Genomic DNA, 20,618 nt, shown 5'->3' with positions numbered 1-20,618 from the left:
GCTGCAACCGGTCGCCGTGGCCGCGCATCCATTCTCCTGAACCCGCATCATCCACCGAACAGGAGCCCGACCATGCAGGAACTGATCCCGATCACCCTCTTCATCTGCATCGCCTATGCGATCCATGCCATCGCCGATGCCCGTGCCCGCAGCAAGCTGGTGGCGCCACACGTGCCGGAGGAAGTGATCCGCTCGTTGGCGGTGCTGGAGGAGGAACGCCGCCGCCAGGGCGCGCTGCGCTGGGGCATCAGCCTGGTCAGCCTGGCCGTGGCGATGGGCCTGCTGGAGGCGATCGGCGCACGCGAGCTGACCTTCGGCGCTGCTGCGGCGATGGTCGGCAGTGCCGGCCTCGGCCAGCTGCTGGCCTGGCACTTCACCCGCCCCGCCGCACGCAAGGGCTGAGGCAGGCATGCCACGGGCACAGGGGGCGCCCCGCGCATGAGCCTGCTGGGCGGAGCACTGGCTGCCTTGCGGGGGCGTCACCGCGACGTCCCCGTCGAACCGGCACCGGCCGCGGACGACGACCGCGCGCTGGTCAGCGCGATCATCGATGGCTCGCAAGCGGCCTTCGCGCAGCTGGTGCAGGCCCATCAACGCACCTGCGCGCATGTGATCGGGCGCATGGTCGGCGACCGCGACCAGGTGGCCGACCTGCTGCAGGAGACCTTCCTGGCGGTGTTCCGCCAGCTGCACCGGTTCCGCTTTGAATCCTCGTTGCGCACCTGGGTCTCGCGGGTGGCCTACACCACGGCGCTGCAGTACCTGCGGCGGCGACGGCTGGAAGCGCAATGGATGGTGGCCGTGGAGGTGCCCGAGGAACTGGGCGTCGGTGATGAAGGCCCTGGGCCGGCGGAGCTGAGCGAGGCGTTGCAGGCCGGGCGCCAGCTGGGCGCGGCACTGGAACGGCTGAGCCCGCCACAGCGCCTGATCGTGGGGCTTCATTATCTGGAAGATTTCGATCTGGCCGAGATCGAACAGGTGACCGGGCTGGCACGCGGTACCATCAAGAGCCACCTGTTCCGCGCACGCCAGGTCCTGAAACAGGAACTGACGCGGCACGCCACCGCCGGAGAACTGCTGTGAACCCACCGACCGACCCCCGCGAGGCGGAAGCACGCGCGCTGGCACAGGCGTTGCGTGAGCAGGCGCAGCAGGAAGAAACGCCGGATGTGAGTGAGGCGCTGCAGCAGCGCATTACCGCTGAGTCGCGCGACAGTGGTGTGGGCTATGTGGTGGTGCAGGTGCTGTTGTTTGGTGCACTGCTGGCTGCAGCGGCCTGGTATTTCTGGCGCTGAAGCCCCCGCCGCCGGAAGCCGGTTGCAGTTGCTTCTGGTAGAGGCCGACCTTGGTCGGCGCTTTGCGGTGTGCCAACCAAGGTTGGCACCTGCCAGAGCGGGTAGGTTGGCACCTACCAGGGCAGAGGGCCGGCCACTCCAGTCCGCCCCTGCGACAAAGTGAAGCAGCGCGTCACCGGGTCGCATCCCAGCTTAACCAATTCCTCCTAAAGTGGTCCGGTATCCCACCGGTCGCAGGCAGGAGGCGTCCCTTGGACGCGTTGTTGTTGTCCCGGATCCAGTTCGGATTCGTCATCAGTTTCCACGTGCTGTTCCCCGCCTTCACCATCGGCACCGCCAGCTGGCTGGCCTTCATCGAGTGGCGCTGGCTGCGCACGAAGCTGCCTGTTTGGCGCGAGCTGTATTTCTTCTGGCAGAAGATCTTCGCGGTGTCGTTCGGCATGGGCGTGGTCAGCGGCATCGTCATGGCCTTCCAGTTCGGCACCAACTGGCCGCGGCTGAGCGAAGTGGCCGGCACCGTGATCGGCCCGCTGCTGACCTATGAAGTGCTGACCGCGTTCTTCCTGGAGGCCAGCTTCCTGGGCGTGATGATGTTCGGCTGGGGCCGGGTCTCGCCGCGCCTGCATTTCCTGTCCACCTGCATGGTGGCGCTGGGCACGCTGTTCTCCACGTTCTGGATCCTGTCGTCCAACAGCTGGCTGCATACGCCGGCCGGCTACGAGATGGTCAACGGCATCGTGCATCCGGTGGACTGGTGGCAGGTGGTGTTCAACCCCTCGTTCCCCTACCGCCTGGCACACATGGCGCTGGGTTCGTTCATCACCACCTGTTTCGTGATTGGTGGCGTCGGCGCGTGGTATCTGCGCAAGGGCACGCACGTGGAAGCGGGCCGGCGCATGATGGTGGCGGCGGTGGCGTTCGCCGCGCTGACCGTGCCGGTGCAGATCTTCGTCGGCGACATGCATGGCCTGAACACGCTCAAGCACCAGCCGATGAAGATCGCGGCGATGGAAGCGCACTGGCATGAAACCCGGGAAGGCGAGGGCGTGCCGCTGGTGGTGTTCGCGCTGCCCAACGAGAAGGAAGAACGCAACGATTTCGAAGTGGCGATCCCGAAGCTGGGCAGCGTGATCCTCACCCATTCGCTGGACGGTACCTTCGATCCGCTCACCTCGGTGCCGGCCAGCGAGCGGCCGCCGGTGACGCCGGTGTTCTTCGCCTTCCGCATCATGGTCGGGCTGGGCACGTTGATGCTGCTGCTGGCCTGGGTCTCGGCGTTCCAGTTGTGGCGGAAGAAGCTGCTGGATTCACCGTGGCTGCTGCGCGGCTGGAACTGGATGCTGCCCAGCGGCTTCATTGCACTGTTGTCGGGCTGGTTCGTGACCGAGATGGGGCGCCAGCCGTGGGTGGTGTACGGCGTGCTGCGCACCGCCGATGCCGTCGGCCCGCAGAGTGCGTGGATGACCGCGCTGTCGCTGGGTGTCTACGTGATCGGTTACGCGTTCGTGTTCGGCTGGGGCATCTGGTACCTGGTGAAGATCCTGCGCCATGGGCCGCAGCCCTACGCCGAAGGGCCGTCGCTGGACCACGGCAGCCACACCCCGGCTCGCCCGCTGTCGGCCGCCGACGAACCGCTGGAGGAGCGCTGACATGGATCTGATGACCTGGCTGCCGGTGGCGTGGTTCGCGGTGATCGGCTTCGGCGTGCTGATGTACGTGGTGCTGGACGGCTTCGTGCTCGGCATCGGCGTCCTCGCCCCGTTCGCCGAGGACGAGGACCAGCTGGACCTGATGATGAACACCGCCGCGCCGATCTGGGATGGCAACGAGACCTGGCTGGTGCTGGGCGGCGCCGGCCTGCTAGCGGCGTTCCCCAAGGCGTATGCGGTGCTGCTGTCGGCGCTGTACCTGCCGGTGCTGCTGCTGGTGGTGGCGCTGGTGTTCCGTGGCGTGGCCTTCGAGTTCCGCTTCAAGGCGCACCGCTCGCGGCGGTTGTGGAGCGTGGCGTTCGCGCTCGGCTCGCTGCTGGCCACGTTCGCGCAGGGCGTGATCCTGGGCACCCTGGTGCAGGGCATCCCGCTGGTGGACGGTGCCTATCACGGTGGCCCGTTCGCCTGGTTCAGCCCGTTCGCGATGCTGACCGGTGCCGCGCTGGTGGCCGGTTACGCATTGCTGGGCAGCACCTGGCTGATCCTGAAGACCGAAGGGCGCGTGCAGGCGCTCGCACGGCAACTGACCCGGCCGCTGGTGGTGGCGGTGATCGCGGCGATGGGCCTGGTCAGCAGTTGGCTGCCGTTCCTCGACTCGCGGTTGATGGCGCGTTGGTTCAGCGACGGCAACTTCTGGTGGCTGTCGCCGGTACCGCTGCTGACCCTGGCGGTGGCGGCAGCGCTGTGGCGCAGTGCCACCCATCCGCGCCGCGACCTGCCGCCGTTCCTGCTCAGCCTGGCGCTATTCGTACTCGGCTTCCTCGGCCTGGTGCTGGGCATGTGGCCGTACCTGCTGCCGCCATCGATGACGCTGTGGCAGGCCGCCGCGCCGGCCTCCTCGCTGGGCTTCACCCTGGTCGGGCTGGTCGTTCTGCTGCCGGTCATCCTCGGCTATACGGCATGGTCCTACCGGGTATTCCGCGGCAAGGTGCACGCCGATACCGGTTACCACTGATCGATCCAAACGCGGACCCGAGGGTGGCGGGCCCGCGTTGGGGAATGTGAAACCTGCACACCCTGTGCCGGACGTGCTAGCGTGCGCTCCTTTCCGGCGGCCAGGGGGGCAGCCGGCGACGTCCTGGACGGACGCACGGCCGCAGGAATGGGGGGCCGCCGCGCGTCGCCGTAATGGCTCGTGCCTATCGTTCTCCCATTGAAGCACCACCGCTAAATGATCGAATTCTCCATCGTCGACTGGGCCGCCTGGGCGCCCGGCCTGAGCGAGCGCAGCCAGTGGCTGCGCTGGGCCGAGGCCCCGTACCTGCCGCAGGGCGAGGACACCCCGGCGCTGGCCGAGGTGCCGGCGATGCAGCGCCGCCGCATCGAGCGGCTGGGCCGGATGGCGATCCAGGCCGCGTGCTGGTGCGAGGACGGGCAGGGCGCTGACAGCCAGGTGCCGCTGGTGTTCGCCAGCCGCCACGGCGACGTCGCCCGGTCCATGGATCTGCTGTCCGCGTTGATCGGCGAACAACCGTTGTCGCCGACCGGGTTCGGCCTGTCGGTGCACAACGCGATCGCCGCGCTGTACTCGATCGCCCGTGGCCACCGCGGCAACTACCTGGCACTGGCCGCCGGGCAGTCCACCGTCGAGGCCGCCTGCCTGGAGGCCGCCGGCCTGCTGGCCGATGGCGCGCGCGAGGTGCGGGTGGTGGTCTATGAATCGCCGCTTCCTGAAATTTACGCGACGTTCGCTGACGAACCCGACCCGTTCTTCGCCTGGTGCTGGCGATTGACCGCGCCCGCCGACGGCCATCCGACCCTGTCGTTGCAGTGGCAGCCGGCCCCAGGCCAGGCCAGTACCGCACCGGGCACGCTGCCGCACGCGCTGGACCTGCACCGCTTCCTGCTGTCGGCTGCGCCGACGCTGGAGCACGTGACCCAGGGCCAGCGCTGGCGCTGGGGGCGCCGTGGCTGAGCTGCAGCGCCGCCTGGACCATGCCTGGCGGGTGTTCGGCACCGGCCTGAGCTTTGCCGCGTTCGGCGTGGGCGGCCTGTTGCTGGGCCTGCTGGTGATGCCGCTGCTGATGCTGATGCGTGACCCGATGGCCCGCCGCCGCCGGGCCCGCCGGGTAGTGCAGGCGGCCTTCGCCAGCCATGTCCGGCTGATGTGCCGGCTGGGGGTGATGACCCTGCAGATCGAGGGCCGCGAGCGCCTGCAGCGCGATGGCCTGCTGGTTCTGGCCAATCATCCGACCCTGATCGACGTGGTCTGCCTGATCGCGCTGCTGCCCAACGCCGACTGCGTGGTCAAGCGGGCCGTGGCCTGCAACCCGTTCATGCGCGGCCCGGTGCGGGCGGCCGGCTACATCTCCAACGACGACGGCGCCGGGCTGGTGGACGACTGCGTTGCGGCGGTGCAGGCCGGCGGCACCCTGGTCATCTTCCCCGAAGGCACCCGCAGCGTGCCCGGTCAGCCGCCGCGGCTGCAGCGGGGCGCGGCCAACATCGCCGTGCGCGGCCGGCTGGACATCACCCCGGTGCGGATCACCTGTACCCCCCCGACCCTGACCAAGGGACAGAAGTGGTATCGTGTACCCTCACGTCGCTTTCACGTTCGGCTGCAGATCGGCGAAGATATCCCGATCGCGCCTTTCCTGGCCGAAGACGACTCGCCAAGGGGGGATGCCTTGGCGGCACGCCGCGTTACCGAGCACCTTTCTCGTTATTTCGACCTGTCTGGAGAGCCGCCCCGTGCAAGCACTTGAGCACGAGATCAAGGAATTGATCATTTCCTCCCTTTCGCTGGAGGACATCACGCCGGAGGACATCGATCCGACCGCGCCGTTGTTCGTTGAAGGCCTCGGCCTGGATTCGATCGATGCGCTGGAGCTGGGCCTGGCACTGCAGAAGAAGTACGGTGTCAGCCTCTCGGCCGATTCGGAAGAAACCCGTCGCCATTTCTCCAGCGTGCGCGCGCTCGGCGAGTTCGTCGCCGCCCGCCAGTCGTAACGGCGCCAGGAACTGCCATGACCAAGAATGAACTGTTTGAACGCATCGTCAGCATCCTGACCGACAGCTTCGAGATCGAGCCTGCGCGGATCACCCCCGAGGCGCGCCTGTACGACGACCTGGACATCGACAGCATCGATGCGGTGGACCTGATCGTGCAGCTCAAGCCGCTGCTCGGCCGCAACCTGCAGCCGGAAGCGTTCAAGGCCGTGCGCACCGTGCAGGACATCGTCGATGTCGTGCATGGGCTGCTGCCGGACCAGGCAGCCGCCTGACCGCAGCGCCGGCGGCTTCGCCATGGCACGCGCACGCACCGTCGTGGTGGCCGCGATTTCGCTGGCCTACCCGCTGCTGGTGTACCTGGCGATGGGCCGTTTCGAGCCGCGCTGGCTGTCGCTGCTGCTGTTCACCCTGGCCCTGCTGCGTGCCCTGAGCACGCGCCAGCCGCTGTGGTGGGCCGCTGCTGCCGGTACCGGCCTGCTGGCCGTGCTGGCCACCATACTCAACCAGGCCTTGCCGCTGAAGCTGTACCCGGCGCTGGTCAACATGGTGATGCTGGCGGTGTTCGGCACCAGCCTGCGTTTCGGCCCGCCGCTGGTGGAGCGCCTGGCGCGGCTGCAGGAACCGGACCTGCCACCGTTCGCGGTGGCCTATACCCGCCGCGTCACCCAGGTCTGGTGCGGCTTCTTCGTTCTCAACGGCAGCCTGGCCCTGCTGACCGCGCTGTACGCGTCGGACCGGGTCTGGATGCTCTACAACGGATTGTTGGCGTACGTGATGATGGGCGTGTTGTTTGCAGGTGAGTGGCTGGTGCGGCGGCGGGTCAAGGCGGCGCACGCGCATGGCTGAGTGGATCGCCCTGGACCGGCTGCTGGTGGACCCGCAGCCGCAGCGCCGCATCGGCCTCTGCGAAGGCGAGGTGATCGATCACCCCCGCTTCCGCCAGCGGGTGCTGGCCTGGCGCGCGGCCTTTGCCGTCACCGATGGCCGCGACTGGGCGCTTTATTTCGATGATGCAGTGGCCTTCGCGGCAGCGCTGTTCGGTGCCTGGCATGCCGGCAAGCGGGTGTTCCTGGCCGCCGACAACCTGCCGGCCACGCTGCAGGCGCTGCAACCGCAGGTGAGCGGTTTCGCCGGTGATGTGTCCGCCGATTACCGGCCGCTGGCGCCGCTGGACGCAACGCTGGATGGCCCGCTGCAGGTGCTGGACGAGCGCGCCTGCGAGCTGTGTGTGTTCACCTCCGGCAGCACCGGCCAGCCCAGTGCGATCATCAAGCGCATGGACCAGCTGACGCGCGAAGTGGACGCGCTGCAGGCCGCCTTCGGCGCGCAGCTGGACGGCGTGCAGGTGCATGGCACGGTGTCCCACCAGCACATCTACGGCCTGCTGTTTCGTGTGCTGTGGCCGCTGGCTGCCGGCCGTCTGATCCATCCGCGCCGGTTCTTCCACGAAGACCTGGTGGGCGCGCTGGCCGCCACCGATACGGTGCTGGTGGCGACCCCGGCCCACCTCAAGCGCCTGCCCGAACAGCTCGACTGGACCAGCCTGCATGGCCGCCTGCGCGCGGTGTTCTCCTCCGGCGGCCCGCTGCCGGAAGAGGCGGCGCGGCAGGTGCGGCAGTGGCTGGGCGTGGCCCCCACCGAGGTGTACGGCAGCAGCGAGACCGGCGGCATCGCCTGGCGCCGCTGGGACACCGACCTGCCGCCATGGCAGCCGCTGCCGGGCGTGCAGTGGCGGATCGACGACGGCTGCCTAGCGGTGGCCTCGGCGCACCTGGAAAACGCTGACTGGTGGCGCACCCAGGACCGGGTCGAGGCACTGGCCGATGGCCGTTTCCGCCTGCTGGGCCGGGCCGACCGCATCGTCAAGATCGAAGAGCGCCGTGTATCGCTGGATGCGTTGGAGCGCGCGCTGCGCGAAGACGCCGAGGTGGATGACGTGCGCGTGCTGGTGCTGCCGGGCCAGCGCGAGCAGCTGGCGGCGGTGGTGGTGCCGGCCGACCGCGCGCTGCTGGACGGTGGCGATGCCGCGCGCCGCGCGCTCGGCCAGCGCCTGGGCGCGCGCCTGGCCTCTGCCCACGACGCGGTTACCCGGCCGCGCCGCTGGCGCCTGGTGCAGGCCTTGCCGATCAACGCGCAGGGCAAGGTCACCCAGGCCGCCCTGGCAGCGCTGTTCCAGCCACTGATGCCCGAACCGGTGTGGGACCGGCGCAGCGCGGACAGCGCCACCCTGCACATGACCCTCGACCCGGCGCTGCGGCCGTTCCAGGGCCACTTCCCGCAGGCAGCGATCCTGCCCGGCGTGGCCCAGCTGGACTGGGCGGTGCGCTTCGGCCGCCAGGCGTTCGCGATGCCGGCGGGGTTCCTGCGCATGGATGCGGTGAAGTTCCAGCACGTGGCGCGCCCGGGGGATGAGCTGACCCTGCAGCTGGACTGGGATGCCGCGCGCGGGGTGCTCACGTTCCGCTATACCTCCCGCCACGGCGTGCATGCCAGCGGCAAGGTGGTGTTCGCCGATGTGGACTGACCCGGCCGTTGCCGGTGCCGCGTTCGCGCCACTGGTGGTGATTCCCGTCTACGACCACGAGCACGCCATCGCGGCGGTGGTCGATGGCGTGCAGGCCGCCGGCCTGCCGTGCCTGCTGGTCGACGATGGCTCGCACGCGTCCTGTGCGGCGGTGCTGCGTGCACTGGCACAGCGCCAGGGCGTCGACCTGCTGCGCCTGGACGTCAACCAGGGCAAGGGTGGGGCGATGCTGGCCGGCTTTGCTGAAGCCGGCGCGCGTGGCTACAGCCACGTGCTGCAGATCGATGCCGACGGCCAGCACGATACCGCCGATCTGGCACGCTTCATCGAGGCTGCGCGTGCGCGGCCCGAAGCGGTGATCTGCGGCATTCCGGCCTACGACGCCAGCGTGCCGAAGGCGCGCCTGTACGGTCGCTACGCCACCCACATCTGGGTCTGGATCAACACGCTGTCGCTGCACCTGCGCGACACCATGTGCGGCTTCCGCGTGTATCCGCTGCCACCGGTGCTGCGCCTGATCGGCGAAGAGACCATCGGCCGGCGCATGGATTTCGACACCGAGATCATGGTGCGCCTGTACTGGCGGCAGCTGCCGGTTGAACACCTGGCCACGCGCGTGACCTATCCGTCCGATGGGGTGTCGCACTTCGATGTGTGGCGCGACAACGTGCGCATCAGCCGCATGCACACCCGCCTGTTCTTCGGCATGCTCTGGCGCGCGCCGCGCCTGCTGTGGCGCCGCCTGCGCGGGCAGGGTTGAGATGGCGACCGCGCACGACGCCCCGCACTGGGCCGACATCGGCGAGTCCACCTCGGTGGCCGGCGTGCTGTTCCTGTGCTGGGTACACCGTTGGTTCGGGCGCTGGCCGTTCCGCCTGTGCGTGTGGCCGGTAGTGACCTGCCACTGGCTCGGCAACCGCGTCGGCCGCCAGGCCTCGATGCAGTACCTGCAGCGCCTGCAGGCACACAGCGGCGTGCTCGGCCGCGCACCCACGCGGCGCGACAGCCTGCGCCACTTCTTCGCCTTCGCCGATACGATGCTGGACAAGATCCTCGGCCTTGGCGGGCGCTACCCGCCCGAACGCATTCACCTGCACCGCGACCTGGTGCTGGACAAGATCGCGCGCCGCGAAGGCGGGTTGATCCTGACCGCGCATATCGGCTGCCTGGAACTGTGCCAGGTGCTGGCCGAGCAGGTGCCGGGGTTCCGCATCACCGTGCTGGTGCACACCGCGCATGCGCAGCGCTTCAACCGCCTGCTGCAGCGGCTGGACCCGCTGGCGGCGGTGGAGCTGGTGCAGGTCACCGAAATGGGACCGGCCACCGCGGTGATGCTGGCCGAGCGGGTGGCGGCCGGTGGCTTCGTCGCCATCGTCGGCGACCGCACGCCGGTGCAGGGCGGCCGCAGTGTCACCGCCGATTTCCTCGGCCATCGCGCGCCATTCCCGATCGGCGCCTATGTGCTGGCCGCCGCGCTGGGCTGCCCGGTCTACACCATGGCCTGCCTGCACCAGGGCGAGGGCTATCGGGTGGCGTTTGAACAGTTCGCCGAACGCATCGTGCTGCCGCGTGGCTCGCGCGATGCCGCGCTGGCCGAACAGGCCCAGCGCTTCGCGCGCTGGCTCGAACTCCAGGTCATCCAGTCGCCGTTGGACTGGTTCAATTTCTTCCCCTTCTGGGATCAGGCTCCGCATGACGACTGACGCCGTACCCGTGTGCCGCTTTGGCGATGCACCGTTGACCATCGAAGACGTGGTGGCCCTGGCCCAGCGCCAGTGCGAAGCTGCGCTGAGCGACGCGCCGGGGTTCCGCGCGCACATCCAGCGCGGCGCCGATTTCCTCGACCGCCTGCTGCGCGAGGATGGCGTGATCTACGGCGTGACCACCGGCTACGGCGATTCGTGCACGGTGAACATTCCGCCCGCGCTGGTGGCTGAGCTGCCGCACCACCTGTACACCTATCACGGCTGCGGCCTGGGCCGTTACCTGGACCCGGTTGAAACCCGCGCGGTGCTGGCGGCACGCCTGGCCTCGCTGGTGCGCGGCATGTCCGGGGTCAGCGTGGCGCTGCTGGAAGGCCTGGCCACGCTGCTGCAGCGCGATGTGCTGCCGATGATTCCGGCCGAAGGCTCGGTCGGTGCCAGTGGTGACCTGACCCCGCTGTCGTATGTGGCGGCGGTGCTGTGTGGCGAGCGCGAAGTGCTGTTCGAAGGCCAGGTGCAGCCGGCCGGCCCGGTGCTGGCGAAGATCGGCATGACCCCGCTGAAGCTGCGGCCGAAGGAAGGCCTGGCGATCATGAACGGCACCGCGGTGATGACCGGCCTGGCCTGCCTGGCCTGGCAGCGCGCCGATTACCTGGCGCGCATGGCCACGCGCCTGACCGCGTTCAACGTGCTGGCCAGCGACGGCAACGCGCACCACTTCGACCAGACCCTGTTCGCGGCCAAGCCGCACCCCGGCCAGGGCCGCATCGCCGCACGCCTGCGCAGCGACCTGCACAGCGAGCGTCCGCCGCGCAACGAACAGCGCCTGCAGGACCGTTACTCGCTGCGCTGCGCACCGCACGTGATCGGCGTGCTGGAAGACAGCCTGCCGTTCCTGCGCCAGCTGATCGAAACCGAGCTGAACAGCGCCAACGACAATCCGCTGATCGACGCCGACGGCGAGCGCATCCTGCACGGTGGCCACTTCTACGGCGGCCACATCGCGCTGGCGATGGATACGCTGAAGAACACCGTGGCCAACGTCGCTGACCTGCTCGACCGGCAGCTGGCACTGGTGGTCGATGCCCGCTACAACCACGGCCTGCCGGCCAACCTGTCGGCGGCCACCGGCCCGCGCGCGGCCATCAACCATGGCCTGAAGGCGCTGCAGATCAGCGTGTCGGCCTGGACCGCCGAGGCGCTGAAGCAGACCATGCCGGCCTCGGTGTTCTCGCGTTCCACCGAATGCCACAACCAGGACAAGGTCAGCATGGGCACCATCGCCGCGCGCGACTGCCTGCGCGTGATCGAGCTGACCGAACAGGTGGTGGCCGCGATGCTGATCGCCGCGCGCCAGGGCCTGGCGCTGCGCGAGCGGGTTGGCCTGAATGCGCAGCTGCATGGCAGTCTGGCCGACATGTACGCCGACCTGGGGCAGCGCATCGCCCTGGTCGAAGAAGACCGCGCGCTGGATCGCGAACTGCGGGAACTGCTGGTGGAGATCCGCGCGCAACGTTGGGAGCTGTATGCCGGTGAATGAGGCCATTGAACGGGTCGGCGAGATCACGCTGACCCCCGCCTTCCATGACTGCGATCCGATGAACGTGGTCTGGCATGGTCACTACTTCAAGTACTTCGAGATCGCACGCTGCGCGCTGCTCGGCCGCTACGACTACGACTACCCGCAGATGCTCGAATCGGGCTACCTGTGGCCGGTGGTCGATGCGCGGGTGAAGTACGTGCGCCCGCTGCTGTTCAACCAGGCCCTGCGCGTGGTCGCGCGCATCGTGGAATGGGAGAACCGGCTGAAGATCGAGTACGAAATCCTCGATGCGGAAAGCGGCCAGGTGCTGACCCGTGCGATGACCATCCAGGTCGCGGTGGACGCGGCCAGCAAGGAAATGCAGTACCAGTGCCCGCCGGTGCTGTGGGAACGCCTGGGAGTGCCTGCGCCGTGACGATGCTTGCCCGTCTTTCGAGCGTGCTGCTGTGCGCGCTGCTGCTGGTGGCCGTACCGCGTGCACAGGCGGCCGACCCCGCCGTCGATGCGATCACTCAGGCGGTGGCGCGGCCCGATGTGCTGCGTGGCCAGTTCAGCCAGGAAAAGCAGGTCAGCGGCTTCAAGAACCCGCTGCGCTCGCAGGGCCGGTTCGTGGTCGCGCGCCAGCACGGCGTGATCTGGGCCACGCTCAAGCCGTTCCCTTCTGAAGTGGTGGTCACTGCCGACCGCATCCTCAGCCGCCAGCGCGATGGCAGCACCCGCGTCGAGCTCGACGCGCGGCAGCAGCCGGCGATGCGTTCGGTCAACGCGATCATGTTCGCGCTGATGAGCGGCGACGTGCAGGCGCTGTCCAGCCAGTTCAACGTTGCTGCCAGCCGCGAAGGGCAGGGCTGGCGCCTGCGCCTGACACCGAAGTCGGCGATGCTGGCCAAGGCCTTCGAATCGCTGACCCTGCAGGGTGACCGCTATGTGCGCCAGGTGGAGATCGTCGAGGCCAACAAGGACCGCACGCAGATCCAGTTCAGCGCGTTGAGCGAGGCCCCGGCCACGCTGAACCCCGACGAGGCACGCCGCTTTGAGTGACGCCGTGGCGTTGAACGCACCGGACCGGTTGCGGCGTTGGTGGCACTGGCTGGGCATCGCCTGGCTGGTGCTGCTGCTGGCACTGGGCGTGCAGCAGTGGCGCCTGTGGAGCCAGCAGTCGCGGATCGACACCGACATCCTCGCGTTGCTGCCGCAGGATGCGCATGACCGCCTGTTGAGCGATGTCACCCGGCGTATTGCCGATGGCAGTTCGCGGCAGGTGGTGGTGCTGCTCGGCAGCCAGGACGGCGCCGCCGCCAAGCGCGCGCAGGCGGCGTTCGCTGCGGCCATGGCTGCCGATGCCGACAGCGCGTTGCTGGTGCCCAGTGGTTCGATCGAGGGTTGGTTCGATGAGGCGCGCGCGTTCTACGCACCGTACCGCGATCGCTTGCTGACTCCCAGCCAGCGCAACCAGCTGCAGAACAGCGAACCGGGTGTGCTGGCTGAGCAGGCACTTGCCGCGCTGTACGGCCCGATGGGCGCGCCGCGGCTGACCGACTGGCGACAGGACCCGCTGTCGCTGTGGCCGCAGTGGTGGCAGCAGCAGGCGCAGGGCTCGGGCCTGCGCCTGGGCGATGACGGCCTGCTCGAAGCCGAGGGCAAGCATTGGGCGGCGCTGCAGTTTGATACGCCGGGCTCGGCCTTCCAGCTCGATGGCGAGCGCCATCTTGATGGCCTGCTGGAACGAGCCGGGAAGGCGGCCAAGGCGGCTGCGCCGGAGCTGGAAATCCTGCATGCCGGTGTGCCGCTGCACGCCGAAGCCGCTGCCGTACAGGCCAACCGGGAGATCAACACCATCGGCTGGGGCTCGCTGGCGGCGGTGCTGCTGCTGGTGTGGCTGGCCTTCCGCTCGCTGCGCCCGATCCTGCTGGTGGCCGCCTCGCTGCTGATCGGCTGCGGCGTGGCGCTGGCGGTGACCGTGCTGGTGTTCGGCAAGGTGCACGTGCTGACCCTGGTGTTCGGTGCGTCGCTGGTGGGCGTGGCCGAGGATTACGGCATCCACTGGTTCGCCTCGCGCCAGGCCGAGCCGGCCGATCGCCGCTGGAAGCTGCTGCGGCACCTGTTGCCGGGCCTGTGGCTGGCCCTGCTGACCAGCGCGCTGGCCTATCTGGCGCTGGGCCTGGCGCCGTTCCCGGGCCTGCGCCAGATGGCGCTGTTCTCGGTGGTTGGCCTGGCCGCCGCGTTCCTCACGGTGATCTTCTGGTTCCCGTGGCTGGATGGTGGCGAGATCCGCCAGACCCGTTTCTCGCAGTGGCTGGGCAACACGCTGGAACGTTTCCCGCGCCTGCACGGCACGCGACCGGTGGCGATCTTCGTGGTGGCCGCGCTGGCGCTGTCCGCGCTCGGCATCGCGCGCCTGCACAGCAACGACGACCTGCGCAGCCTGCAGTCTTCGCCGCCGGCGTTGATGGCCCAGCAGATCCGCCTGAGCCAGCTGCTGGGCATGCCCAGCCCGGCGCAGTTCTACCTGGTGCAGGGCGCCGATGCGGCGCAGCTGCTGCAACGCGAGGAAGCGCTGACAACGCGCCTGCGTGCGCTGGCCGATGACAAGCGCATCGGCGGCTACCGCGCGATCAGCGACTGGTTGCCGTCGCCCGCGCGGCAGCAGGCCGATGCGGCGCTGACCGCGAAGGTGGAACCGGGCGTGCTGGATGCCGTGTCCGAGGCGGTGGGTGAACCGCTGCCGCGCCCCGATTTCGCCGCCGCGCCGCTGACTGCCGAGGCCTTCCTCGCCTCGCCGGCGTCGCAACCGTTCCGCCATCTGTGGGTGGGCGCGGTGGGCGGGCAGATGATCAGCGTGGTGATGGTCGATGACCTGTCACGCGCCGATGCACTGACGACTCTGCGTGGCGCGGCCGAGGGCCTGCCGGGCGTGCGCTGGGTCGACCGCACCGCCGATTTCTCGCAGCTGCTCGGCCACTACCGCAAGCTGATGGGTGGGCTGCTGCTGGTCGGCATCGTGCTGGTGTTCGGTGCGCTGTGGTTGCGCTACCGCCGCCAGGCCTGGCGGGTGTTCGCGCCGACCCTGATCGCCGGTGCGCTGACCCTGGGCCTGCTGGGCCTGTTCGGCCAGCCGCTGCAGCTGTTCAACGTGCTGGCGCTGATGCTGCTGCTGGGCATGGGCATCGACTACGGCATCTTCCTGATCGAGCACCGTGGCGATGCCAGCGCGTGGCTGGCGGTGTGCGTGGGTGCGGCCAGTACCTGGCTGTCGTTCGGCCTGCTGGGCCTGTCGCAGACCCCGGCGCTGCGCGCCTTCGGCCTGACCCTGCTGTTCGGCATCGGTCTGGTCTGGCTGATCTCGCCGCTGTTCCGGCCAGCGCCGCACGACATGCCGCCAGCCTGAGCCCACCTTCCGGTTTTCTTCTCTTCCTCTGATCGAGCAACAAGGACGCCCCGATGAGTACTGCTGTGGATGCTGTCGAACGCACTGAAATCCTGATCATCGGCGCGGGCCCGGCCGGCTCCGTTGCCGCGGCGATGCTGCGCCAACAGGGTCGCCAGGTGCTGATGCTGGAGCGCCAGCAGTTCCCGCGCTTCTCCATCGGCGAAAGCCTGCTGCCGCAGAGCATGGAGTACATCGAAGCGGCCGGGTTGCTGCAGGACGTGGTCGAGGCCGGTTTCCAGTACAAGAACGGTGCCGCCTTCGTGCACGGCGAGGCGCGTACCGCGTTCGATTTCAGGAAGAAGTTCTCACCCGGCTGGGGCACCACCTACCAGGTGCAGCGCGCCGACTTCGACAACGTGCTGGCACGCGGTGCCGAGCGCATGGGCGCCACGCTGCGCTTCGGCGATGAAGTGCTGTCGGTCGAACCCGGTGAAGAGCCGGCGGTGAACGTACGCCGCCCGGATGGCAGCGAATACCGCATCGAAGCCGACTTCATCCTCGATGCCTCCGGCTTCGCACGCCTGCTGCCGCGCCTGCTGCAGCTGGAGTCGCCGTCCAACTTCCCGGTGCGCGGCGCGATCTTCTGCCACGTGCGCGACAACATTCCGGCCGAAGCGGACTTCGACCGCAACAAGATCCTGATCACCACCCACCCCGAACACATCGACGTCTGGTACTGGACGATCCCGTTCTCCAATGGCTGCTGCTCGCTGGGCGTGGTCGCCGAGCCATCGTTCTTCGAACGCTACGAAGGCGACGACCTGCAGAAGCTGCAGGCCATCGTCGGCGAGGACCCGAACCTGACCGGGCTGCTGGCCAATGCCGAATGGGCGGTGCTGCCGGTGCGCCGCATCACCGGCTACTCGGCCAATGTCAGCTCGCTGTGGGGCCCGGGCTATGCGCTGCTGGGCAACGCCGGCGAGTTCCTCGATCCGGTGTTCTCCTCCGGCGTCACCATCGCCTTCAAGTCCGCGCAGCTGGCCAGCGACTGCCTCAAGCGCCGCTACGCCGGTGAAACCGTGGACTGGGAGGCGGAGTTCTCCAGGCCGCTGCGCGCGGGCGTGAAGACCTTCCGCCGCTTCGTGGAAAGCTGGTACCAGGGCGGTTTCCAGAAGATCATCTACCACCCGCAGCAGCAGCCGGAAGTGCGCAACATGATCAGTTCCATCCTGGCCGGATACGCCTGGGACACCAACAACCCGTATGTGGCCGACGAAAGTGGCCGCCGCATGCGCGTGCTGGAGGAACTGTGCAGCGCCTGATCGTCCGCACCACGGCCCTGCTGCTGTGCCTGCTGCTGGCCGCCTGTGCCGGGCGCATGCCCAAGCCGCAGGTGGAACTGCCGCCGCTGCGCCTGTCGCCGGCCAGCCTGCCGGCGCCGCTGGCGTTGCAGCAGCAGTTGCATTTCCGTTTCGGCAGCCATGAACGCGACCTCGATGCGCTGCTGGAAGCCGATGCACAGCAGGTGCAGCTGGCCGTGCAGGCGATGGGCCAGACCGGCGTTCGCCTACAGTGGGACGGCCAGCAGCTGACCCAGCAGCGCGCCCCGTGGCTGCCACCGCAGGTGCGCGCCGAGCGTGTGCTGGACGACCTGCAGTTCGCGCTGTGGCCGACCGCCGCCATCGCCGCCGCGCTCCCGGCCGGCTGGCAGGTCAGCGATGACGGCCAGCAGCGCAGCCTGTCGCGCGATGGCGTGGTGTGGTTGCAGCTGCAGCGCCTGGATGACGGCAGCGTGCAGCTGGACAACCGCGCCGAGGGCTATGCACTGCGCATCGAATCGATCGACATGGCCGGGCAGGACCGATGAGTGCACCGATCTACCTGAACGACCTGGGCGTGGTCTGCGCGCTTGGCGAGGGCCGTGCTGCGGTAGCGTCGGCGCTGTTTGCCGATGCACCGGGCGGGCTCAGCGACAACGACCACCTGCTGCCGGGGCGGACCCTGGCGCTGGGCGAAGTGCGCACGCCGCTGCCGGCGCTGGAGGACCTGCCGGTCGCCCTGCGCGGTCGCAACAACGCGCTGCTGGAGGTGGCACTGGCGCAGATCGCGCCGGCGGTGAGCGCCGCCATCGCCCGCCACGGTGCCGAGCGCGTCGCGGTGGTGCTGGGCACCAGCACCTCGGGCATTGGTGAATCCGAGCAGGCGCTGCGCACCCACGCCGAACAGGGCCAGTGGCCGCCGGGCTTCGACTACGCCCAGCAGGAAATGGGCACCGCCGCGCAGTTCGTGCGCCAGCGTAGTGGCGCCCAAGGCCCGGCGTGGACCCTGTCCACCGCCTGCTCGTCCAGTGCCAAGGCGCTGATGTCGGCCGCGCGCATGCTGCGCGCCGGCATCGTCGATGCGGTCATCGCTGGCGGTGCCGACTCGCTGTGCCGCTTCACCGTGGCCGGCTTCAGCGCGCTGGAATCAGTGTCGGCATCGCGCTGCAACCCGTTCTCGCAGCACCGCGCCGGCATCAACATCGGCGAAGGCGCCGCGTTGTTCCTGCTCACCCGCGAGCCGGGCCCGGTGTGCCTGGCCGGGTGGGGCGAATCGGCCGATGCCCACCACATGTCCGCGCCCGACCCGCAGGGGCTGGGCGCCATCGATGCCCTGCAGCAGGCGCTGCAACGCGCCGGCTGGGCGGCTGGTGAAGTGGACTACGTGAACCTGCATGGCACCGCCACCGGCCACAACGATGCGATGGAAAGCCTGGCGGTCTCGCAGGTGCTGGGCACGGGTGTGCCGGCCAGCTCGACCAAGCCGCTGACCGGGCACACGCTGGGTGCCTCGGGTGCGATCGAAGCCGCGCTGTGCTGGATCCTGCTTGCCGAGAATCCGCAGCAGCAGTTGCCGCCGCACTGGTGGGATGGTGTGGCCGATCCGGCGCTGCCGGTGCTGCCGCTGGTCGCACCCGATACCCGCCTGGCGCAGCCGCCGCGAAGGGTGCTGAGCAATTCGTTCGCCTTCGGCGGCAGCAATGCCGTGCTGGCGCTGGAGCGTCGATGAACACGCTGTACGCAATCGAAGAGGTGGTGCCGCACCGTCAGGACATGTGCCTGCTGGAGCGCATCACGCAGTGGGACCAGGACGCCATCGAGGCCGAACTGGTGGTGCCCGAGGCCGGCCTGTTCGTCGAGGACGGCCAGGTGCCGGCGTGGGTCGGCATCGAATACATGGCGCAGGCCATCGCGGCCTGGGCGGGCTGCCGTGCACGCGCGGCCGGCAAGCCGCCGCAGCTCGGTTTCCTGCTCGGCAGCCGCCGCTACAGCAGCCCGCGCAGTGGCTTCCCCAGTGGCACCCGCCTGCGCGTACAGGCGCGCTGCGAGCTGTTGGGTGACAATGGATTGGGGATGTTCGCCTGCCGCATCCTGGCAGGCGAGGACGAATGGGCGACAGCCAACGTGTCGGTGTTCGAACCGGCCGACGCGATGGCCTATCTGGAGAGTGGACAGGCATGACAGGGAATCGAAGCGTGCTGGTGACCGGCGCCAGCCGGGGCATCGGCCGGGCCATCGCGCTGCGCATCGCGCGTGATGGCTTCGACGTGGTGGTGCATTGCCGCAGCCGCGTGGACGAGGCACAGGCCGTGGTGGCCGAGATCCAGGCACTGGGCCCACAGGCCCGCGTGCTGGTCTTCGACGTGGCCGACCGCGAGGCCGCACGCGCCGCGCTGGAGGCCGATGTGGAAGCGCACGGCGCGTACTACGGCGTGGTCTGCAATGCCGGCATCGCCCGCGATGGCGCCTTCCCGGCACTGTCGGCCGACGATTGGGACCAGGTCATCCACACCAATCTGGATGGCTTCTACAACGTGCTGCACCCGTTGATCATGCCGATGGTGCGGCGGCGCAAGCCGGGCCGCATCGTCACCCTGTCGTCGGTGTCCGGCCTGGCCGGCAACCGCGGGCAGGTCAACTACAGCGCCGCCAAGGCCGGCATCATCGGTGCCACCAAGGCGCTGGCGCTGGAACTGGCCAGCCGCCAGATCACCGTCAACTGCGTGGCCCCGGGCCTGATCGAGACCGAAATGCTCAACGACGAAGTGGTTGAACACGCGCTCAAGCTGATTCCCGCCGGCCGCGTCGGCCGTCCCGACGAAGTGGCGGCCACCGTGGCGTTCCTGCTGTCCGAACCGGCCGGTTACATCACCCGCCAGGTGATCTCGGTGAACGGAGGCATGCTCTGATGGCCGCCGATCGTCGCGTGGTGGTGACCGGTGCGTCCGCGATCAGTCCGCTGGGCCATGACTGGCCGACCATCGAGGCGCACCTGCGCAGCTGCCGCAACGCGGTGCGCGCGATGCCCGAATGGGACGTCTATGCCGGGCTGAACACCAAGCTGGCCGCACCGGCACAGGACTTTGAACTGCCGCCCAACTACAACCGCAAGACCACCCGCTCGATGGGCAAGGTCGCGATCATGTCGGTGCGCGCCACCGAAGTGGCGTTGCGCGAGGCCGGCCTGCACGAACATCCGGTGCTGCGCAGCGGTCGTACCGGGGTGGCCTACGGGTCCTCGTCGGGCAGCCACGAGGCCACCGGCGAATTCGGGCGCATGCTCAACGAGTTCACCACCGAGGGCATCAGCGCCACCACCTACCTGAAGATGATGAGCCACACCGCACCGGTCAACATCGGCGTGTTCTTCGGCCTGTCCGGGCGTGTCTACACCACTTCCAGCGCCTGCACCTCGGGCAGCCAGGGCGTCGGCGCGGCCTATGAAGCGATCCGCAGCGGCAAGCAGACGGTGATGGTGGCCGGTGGCGCCGAGCAGCTCGATGCCACCGCTGCGGCGGTGTTCGACACGCTGTTTGCCACCAGCGTGCGCAACGATGCGCCGCAGACCACACCACGCCCGTTCGATGCCGGCCGCGATGGCCTGGTGCTGGGCGAAGGTGCCTGCACGCTGATCCTGGAGGACCTGGAACATGCGCAGGCGCGTGGCGCCACCATCCTCGCCGAGGTGGTCGGCTACGGTACCAACAGCGATGGCCAGCACGTCACCCAGCCCAGCGCCGACACCATGGCCCAGGCGATGCGCCTGGCGCTGGAAGATGCCGGCCTGGATGCGGCGCAGATCGACTACGTCAACGCCCACGGCACTGCCACCGACCACGGCGACATCGCCGAGACCCAGGCCACCGCGCAGGTATTCGGCGGCCGCGTGCCGATCAGCTCGCTGAAGAGCTATGTCGGCCACATGCTCGGCGCCTGTGGTGCGTTCGAGGCTTGGCTGAGCATCGAGATGATGCGTGCCGGCTGGTTTGCGCCGACCCTGAACCTGGCCGAGGTCGACCCGCGCTGCGGCCAGCTGGACTTCATCACCGGGCAGGGCCGCGAACTGCGGGCCGAGTACGTGATGAGCAACAATTTCGCCTTCGGCGGCATCAACACCTCGCTGGTGTTCCGCCGCTGGAGCGAATGATCCACCGCGTCACCGCACCGTTCCCGTTACCCCGCACCCTCGACAAGGAGATGTTT

General features: G+C 68.9%; 23 protein-coding genes. All 23 read left to right on the top strand.

Annotated features, from left to right (window positions below; all coding sequences use genetic code 11):
- The first annotated feature begins 72 nt into the window (after positions 1 to 72).
- The 23 genes from C9412_RS16405 to C9412_RS16295 all read left to right on the top strand — a co-directional run bounded on the left by C9412_RS16405 (position 73) and on the right by C9412_RS16295 (position 20,562).
- Positions 73 to 402 carry a hypothetical protein gene (locus C9412_RS16405; protein ID WP_010482336.1) on the top strand — a complete coding sequence of 110 codons (330 nt, stop codon included), beginning with the start codon at positions 73 to 75 and terminating at the stop codon, positions 400 to 402.
- A gap of 36 nt (positions 403 to 438) precedes the next feature.
- Positions 439 to 1,083, top strand: a complete 645-nt coding sequence (locus tag C9412_RS16400) for a sigma-70 family RNA polymerase sigma factor (RefSeq protein WP_107232622.1) — start codon at positions 439 to 441, stop codon at positions 1,081 to 1,083.
- On the top strand, positions 1,080 to 1,295 hold the full coding sequence (locus C9412_RS16395; RefSeq protein WP_107232621.1) for a hypothetical protein: 216 nt from the start codon (positions 1,080 to 1,082) through the stop codon (positions 1,293 to 1,295). Before C9412_RS16400 ends, C9412_RS16395 begins: the two co-directional genes overlap by 4 nt.
- A gap of 251 nt (positions 1,296 to 1,546) precedes the next feature.
- Complete coding sequence (locus C9412_RS16390) at positions 1,547 to 2,944, top strand: cytochrome ubiquinol oxidase subunit I (protein WP_107232620.1); 1,398 nt, start codon at positions 1,547 to 1,549, stop codon at positions 2,942 to 2,944.
- 1 nt (position 2,945) lies between these two features.
- Positions 2,946 to 3,959: a cytochrome d ubiquinol oxidase subunit II gene (cydB, locus tag C9412_RS16385; RefSeq protein ID WP_107232619.1), complete on the top strand. Its 1,014-nt coding sequence runs from the start codon at positions 2,946 to 2,948 to the stop codon at positions 3,957 to 3,959.
- 216 nt (positions 3,960 to 4,175) lie between these two features.
- Positions 4,176 to 4,919: a beta-ketoacyl synthase chain length factor gene (locus C9412_RS16380; protein ID WP_107232618.1), complete on the top strand. Its 744-nt coding sequence runs from the start codon at positions 4,176 to 4,178 to the stop codon at positions 4,917 to 4,919.
- A complete protein-coding gene (locus C9412_RS16375; RefSeq protein WP_107232617.1) occupies positions 4,912 to 5,709 on the top strand; it encodes a lysophospholipid acyltransferase family protein in 798 nt (265 codons plus the stop codon). The genes C9412_RS16380 and C9412_RS16375 overlap by 8 nt, the downstream gene beginning before the upstream one ends.
- Positions 5,696 to 5,953, top strand: a complete 258-nt coding sequence (locus tag C9412_RS16370) for a phosphopantetheine-binding protein (RefSeq protein WP_005411610.1) — start codon at positions 5,696 to 5,698, stop codon at positions 5,951 to 5,953. Before C9412_RS16375 ends, C9412_RS16370 begins: the two co-directional genes overlap by 14 nt.
- A gap of 17 nt (positions 5,954 to 5,970) precedes the next feature.
- On the top strand, positions 5,971 to 6,228 hold the full coding sequence (locus tag C9412_RS16365; protein WP_057497823.1) for an acyl carrier protein: 258 nt from the start codon (positions 5,971 to 5,973) through the stop codon (positions 6,226 to 6,228).
- Positions 6,229 to 6,250: 22 nt separating this feature from the next.
- Complete coding sequence (locus C9412_RS16360; RefSeq protein ID WP_107232675.1) at positions 6,251 to 6,802, top strand: hypothetical protein; 552 nt, start codon at positions 6,251 to 6,253, stop codon at positions 6,800 to 6,802.
- Positions 6,795 to 8,480: an AMP-binding protein gene (locus tag C9412_RS16355; protein ID WP_107232616.1), complete on the top strand. Its 1,686-nt coding sequence runs from the start codon at positions 6,795 to 6,797 to the stop codon at positions 8,478 to 8,480. Before C9412_RS16360 ends, C9412_RS16355 begins: the two co-directional genes overlap by 8 nt.
- Positions 8,470 to 9,240, top strand: coding sequence for a glycosyltransferase family 2 protein (locus C9412_RS16350; RefSeq protein ID WP_107232615.1), 771 nt, complete (start codon positions 8,470 to 8,472; stop codon positions 9,238 to 9,240). Before C9412_RS16355 ends, C9412_RS16350 begins: the two co-directional genes overlap by 11 nt.
- Before the next feature lies 1 nt (position 9,241).
- On the top strand, positions 9,242 to 10,183 hold the full coding sequence (locus C9412_RS16345) for an acyltransferase (protein WP_107232614.1): 942 nt from the start codon (positions 9,242 to 9,244) through the stop codon (positions 10,181 to 10,183).
- Positions 10,173 to 11,723 carry an aromatic amino acid ammonia-lyase gene (locus C9412_RS16340; RefSeq protein ID WP_107232613.1) on the top strand — a complete coding sequence of 517 codons (1,551 nt, stop codon included), beginning with the start codon at positions 10,173 to 10,175 and terminating at the stop codon, positions 11,721 to 11,723. The genes C9412_RS16345 and C9412_RS16340 overlap by 11 nt, the downstream gene beginning before the upstream one ends.
- Entirely contained in the window at positions 11,710 to 12,141 is a 432-nt protein-coding gene (locus C9412_RS16335; protein WP_107232612.1) for an acyl-CoA thioesterase, read from the top strand. Before C9412_RS16340 ends, C9412_RS16335 begins: the two co-directional genes overlap by 14 nt.
- Before the next feature lie 2 nt (positions 12,142 to 12,143).
- Complete coding sequence (locus tag C9412_RS16330; RefSeq protein WP_181358703.1) at positions 12,144 to 12,767, top strand: outer membrane lipoprotein carrier protein LolA; 624 nt, start codon at positions 12,144 to 12,146, stop codon at positions 12,765 to 12,767.
- Positions 12,760 to 15,114: an MMPL family transporter gene (locus tag C9412_RS16325; protein ID WP_107232610.1), complete on the top strand. Its 2,355-nt coding sequence runs from the start codon at positions 12,760 to 12,762 to the stop codon at positions 15,112 to 15,114. The genes C9412_RS16330 and C9412_RS16325 overlap by 8 nt, the downstream gene beginning before the upstream one ends.
- A 53-nt stretch (positions 15,115 to 15,167) precedes the next feature.
- Positions 15,168 to 16,418 carry an NAD(P)/FAD-dependent oxidoreductase gene (locus C9412_RS16320; RefSeq protein WP_107232609.1) on the top strand — a complete coding sequence of 417 codons (1,251 nt, stop codon included), beginning with the start codon at positions 15,168 to 15,170 and terminating at the stop codon, positions 16,416 to 16,418.
- Entirely contained in the window at positions 16,406 to 16,963 is a 558-nt protein-coding gene (locus tag C9412_RS16315) for a DUF3261 domain-containing protein (protein WP_107232608.1), read from the top strand. Before C9412_RS16320 ends, C9412_RS16315 begins: the two co-directional genes overlap by 13 nt.
- Positions 16,960 to 18,144, top strand: coding sequence for a beta-ketoacyl-[acyl-carrier-protein] synthase family protein (locus tag C9412_RS16310; protein WP_107232607.1), 1,185 nt, complete (start codon positions 16,960 to 16,962; stop codon positions 18,142 to 18,144). The genes C9412_RS16315 and C9412_RS16310 overlap by 4 nt, the downstream gene beginning before the upstream one ends.
- Entirely contained in the window at positions 18,141 to 18,596 is a 456-nt protein-coding gene (locus C9412_RS16305; RefSeq protein WP_107232606.1) for a hotdog family protein, read from the top strand. Before C9412_RS16310 ends, C9412_RS16305 begins: the two co-directional genes overlap by 4 nt.
- The gene (locus C9412_RS16300) at positions 18,593 to 19,324 is read left to right on the top strand and encodes a 3-ketoacyl-ACP reductase FabG2 (protein ID WP_107232605.1); all 732 of its coding nucleotides are present in this window, start codon (positions 18,593 to 18,595) and stop codon (positions 19,322 to 19,324) included. Before C9412_RS16305 ends, C9412_RS16300 begins: the two co-directional genes overlap by 4 nt.
- The gene (locus C9412_RS16295; protein ID WP_107232604.1) at positions 19,324 to 20,562 is read left to right on the top strand and encodes a beta-ketoacyl-ACP synthase; all 1,239 of its coding nucleotides are present in this window, start codon (positions 19,324 to 19,326) and stop codon (positions 20,560 to 20,562) included. Before C9412_RS16300 ends, C9412_RS16295 begins: the two co-directional genes overlap by 1 nt.
- Positions 20,563 to 20,618: the final 56 nt, after the last annotated feature.

Origin of the sequence: Stenotrophomonas sp. Nf1, assembly GCF_003028475.1 — a bacterium.
Taxonomy (GTDB): domain Bacteria; phylum Pseudomonadota; class Gammaproteobacteria; order Xanthomonadales; family Xanthomonadaceae; genus Stenotrophomonas.
Note: the sequence above shows the minus strand (reverse complement) of the source record. Positions and strands in the feature narration are given on the sequence as shown.

What these genes read in the sequence shown, in the direction of transcription:
- C9412_RS16405 (WP_010482336.1), top strand. Translation starts at nt 73, where the DNA reads ATGCAGGAACTGATCCCGATCACCCTCTTCATCTGCATCGCCTATGCG.
- C9412_RS16400 (WP_107232622.1), top strand. Translation starts at nt 439, where the DNA reads ATGAGCCTGCTGGGCGGAGCACTGGCTGCCTTGCGGGGGCGTCACCGC.
- cydB (WP_107232619.1), top strand. Translation starts at nt 2,946, where the DNA reads ATGGATCTGATGACCTGGCTGCCGGTGGCGTGGTTCGCGGTGATCGGC.
- C9412_RS16380 (WP_107232618.1), top strand. Translation starts at nt 4,176, where the DNA reads ATGATCGAATTCTCCATCGTCGACTGGGCCGCCTGGGCGCCCGGCCTG.
- C9412_RS16365 (WP_057497823.1), top strand. Translation starts at nt 5,971, where the DNA reads ATGACCAAGAATGAACTGTTTGAACGCATCGTCAGCATCCTGACCGAC.
- C9412_RS16360 (WP_107232675.1), top strand. Translation starts at nt 6,251, where the DNA reads ATGGCACGCGCACGCACCGTCGTGGTGGCCGCGATTTCGCTGGCCTAC.
- C9412_RS16355 (WP_107232616.1), top strand. Translation starts at nt 6,795, where the DNA reads ATGGCTGAGTGGATCGCCCTGGACCGGCTGCTGGTGGACCCGCAGCCG.
- C9412_RS16350 (WP_107232615.1), top strand. Translation starts at nt 8,470, where the DNA reads ATGTGGACTGACCCGGCCGTTGCCGGTGCCGCGTTCGCGCCACTGGTG.
- C9412_RS16345 (WP_107232614.1), top strand. Translation starts at nt 9,242, where the DNA reads ATGGCGACCGCGCACGACGCCCCGCACTGGGCCGACATCGGCGAGTCC.
- C9412_RS16340 (WP_107232613.1), top strand. Translation starts at nt 10,173, where the DNA reads ATGACGACTGACGCCGTACCCGTGTGCCGCTTTGGCGATGCACCGTTG.
- C9412_RS16335 (WP_107232612.1), top strand. Translation starts at nt 11,710, where the DNA reads ATGCCGGTGAATGAGGCCATTGAACGGGTCGGCGAGATCACGCTGACC.
- C9412_RS16330 (WP_181358703.1), top strand. Translation starts at nt 12,144, where the DNA reads ATGCTTGCCCGTCTTTCGAGCGTGCTGCTGTGCGCGCTGCTGCTGGTG.
- C9412_RS16320 (WP_107232609.1), top strand. Translation starts at nt 15,168, where the DNA reads ATGAGTACTGCTGTGGATGCTGTCGAACGCACTGAAATCCTGATCATC.
- C9412_RS16310 (WP_107232607.1), top strand. Translation starts at nt 16,960, where the DNA reads ATGAGTGCACCGATCTACCTGAACGACCTGGGCGTGGTCTGCGCGCTT.
- C9412_RS16305 (WP_107232606.1), top strand. Translation starts at nt 18,141, where the DNA reads ATGAACACGCTGTACGCAATCGAAGAGGTGGTGCCGCACCGTCAGGAC.
- C9412_RS16300 (WP_107232605.1), top strand. Translation starts at nt 18,593, where the DNA reads ATGACAGGGAATCGAAGCGTGCTGGTGACCGGCGCCAGCCGGGGCATC.
- C9412_RS16295 (WP_107232604.1), top strand. Translation starts at nt 19,324, where the DNA reads ATGGCCGCCGATCGTCGCGTGGTGGTGACCGGTGCGTCCGCGATCAGT.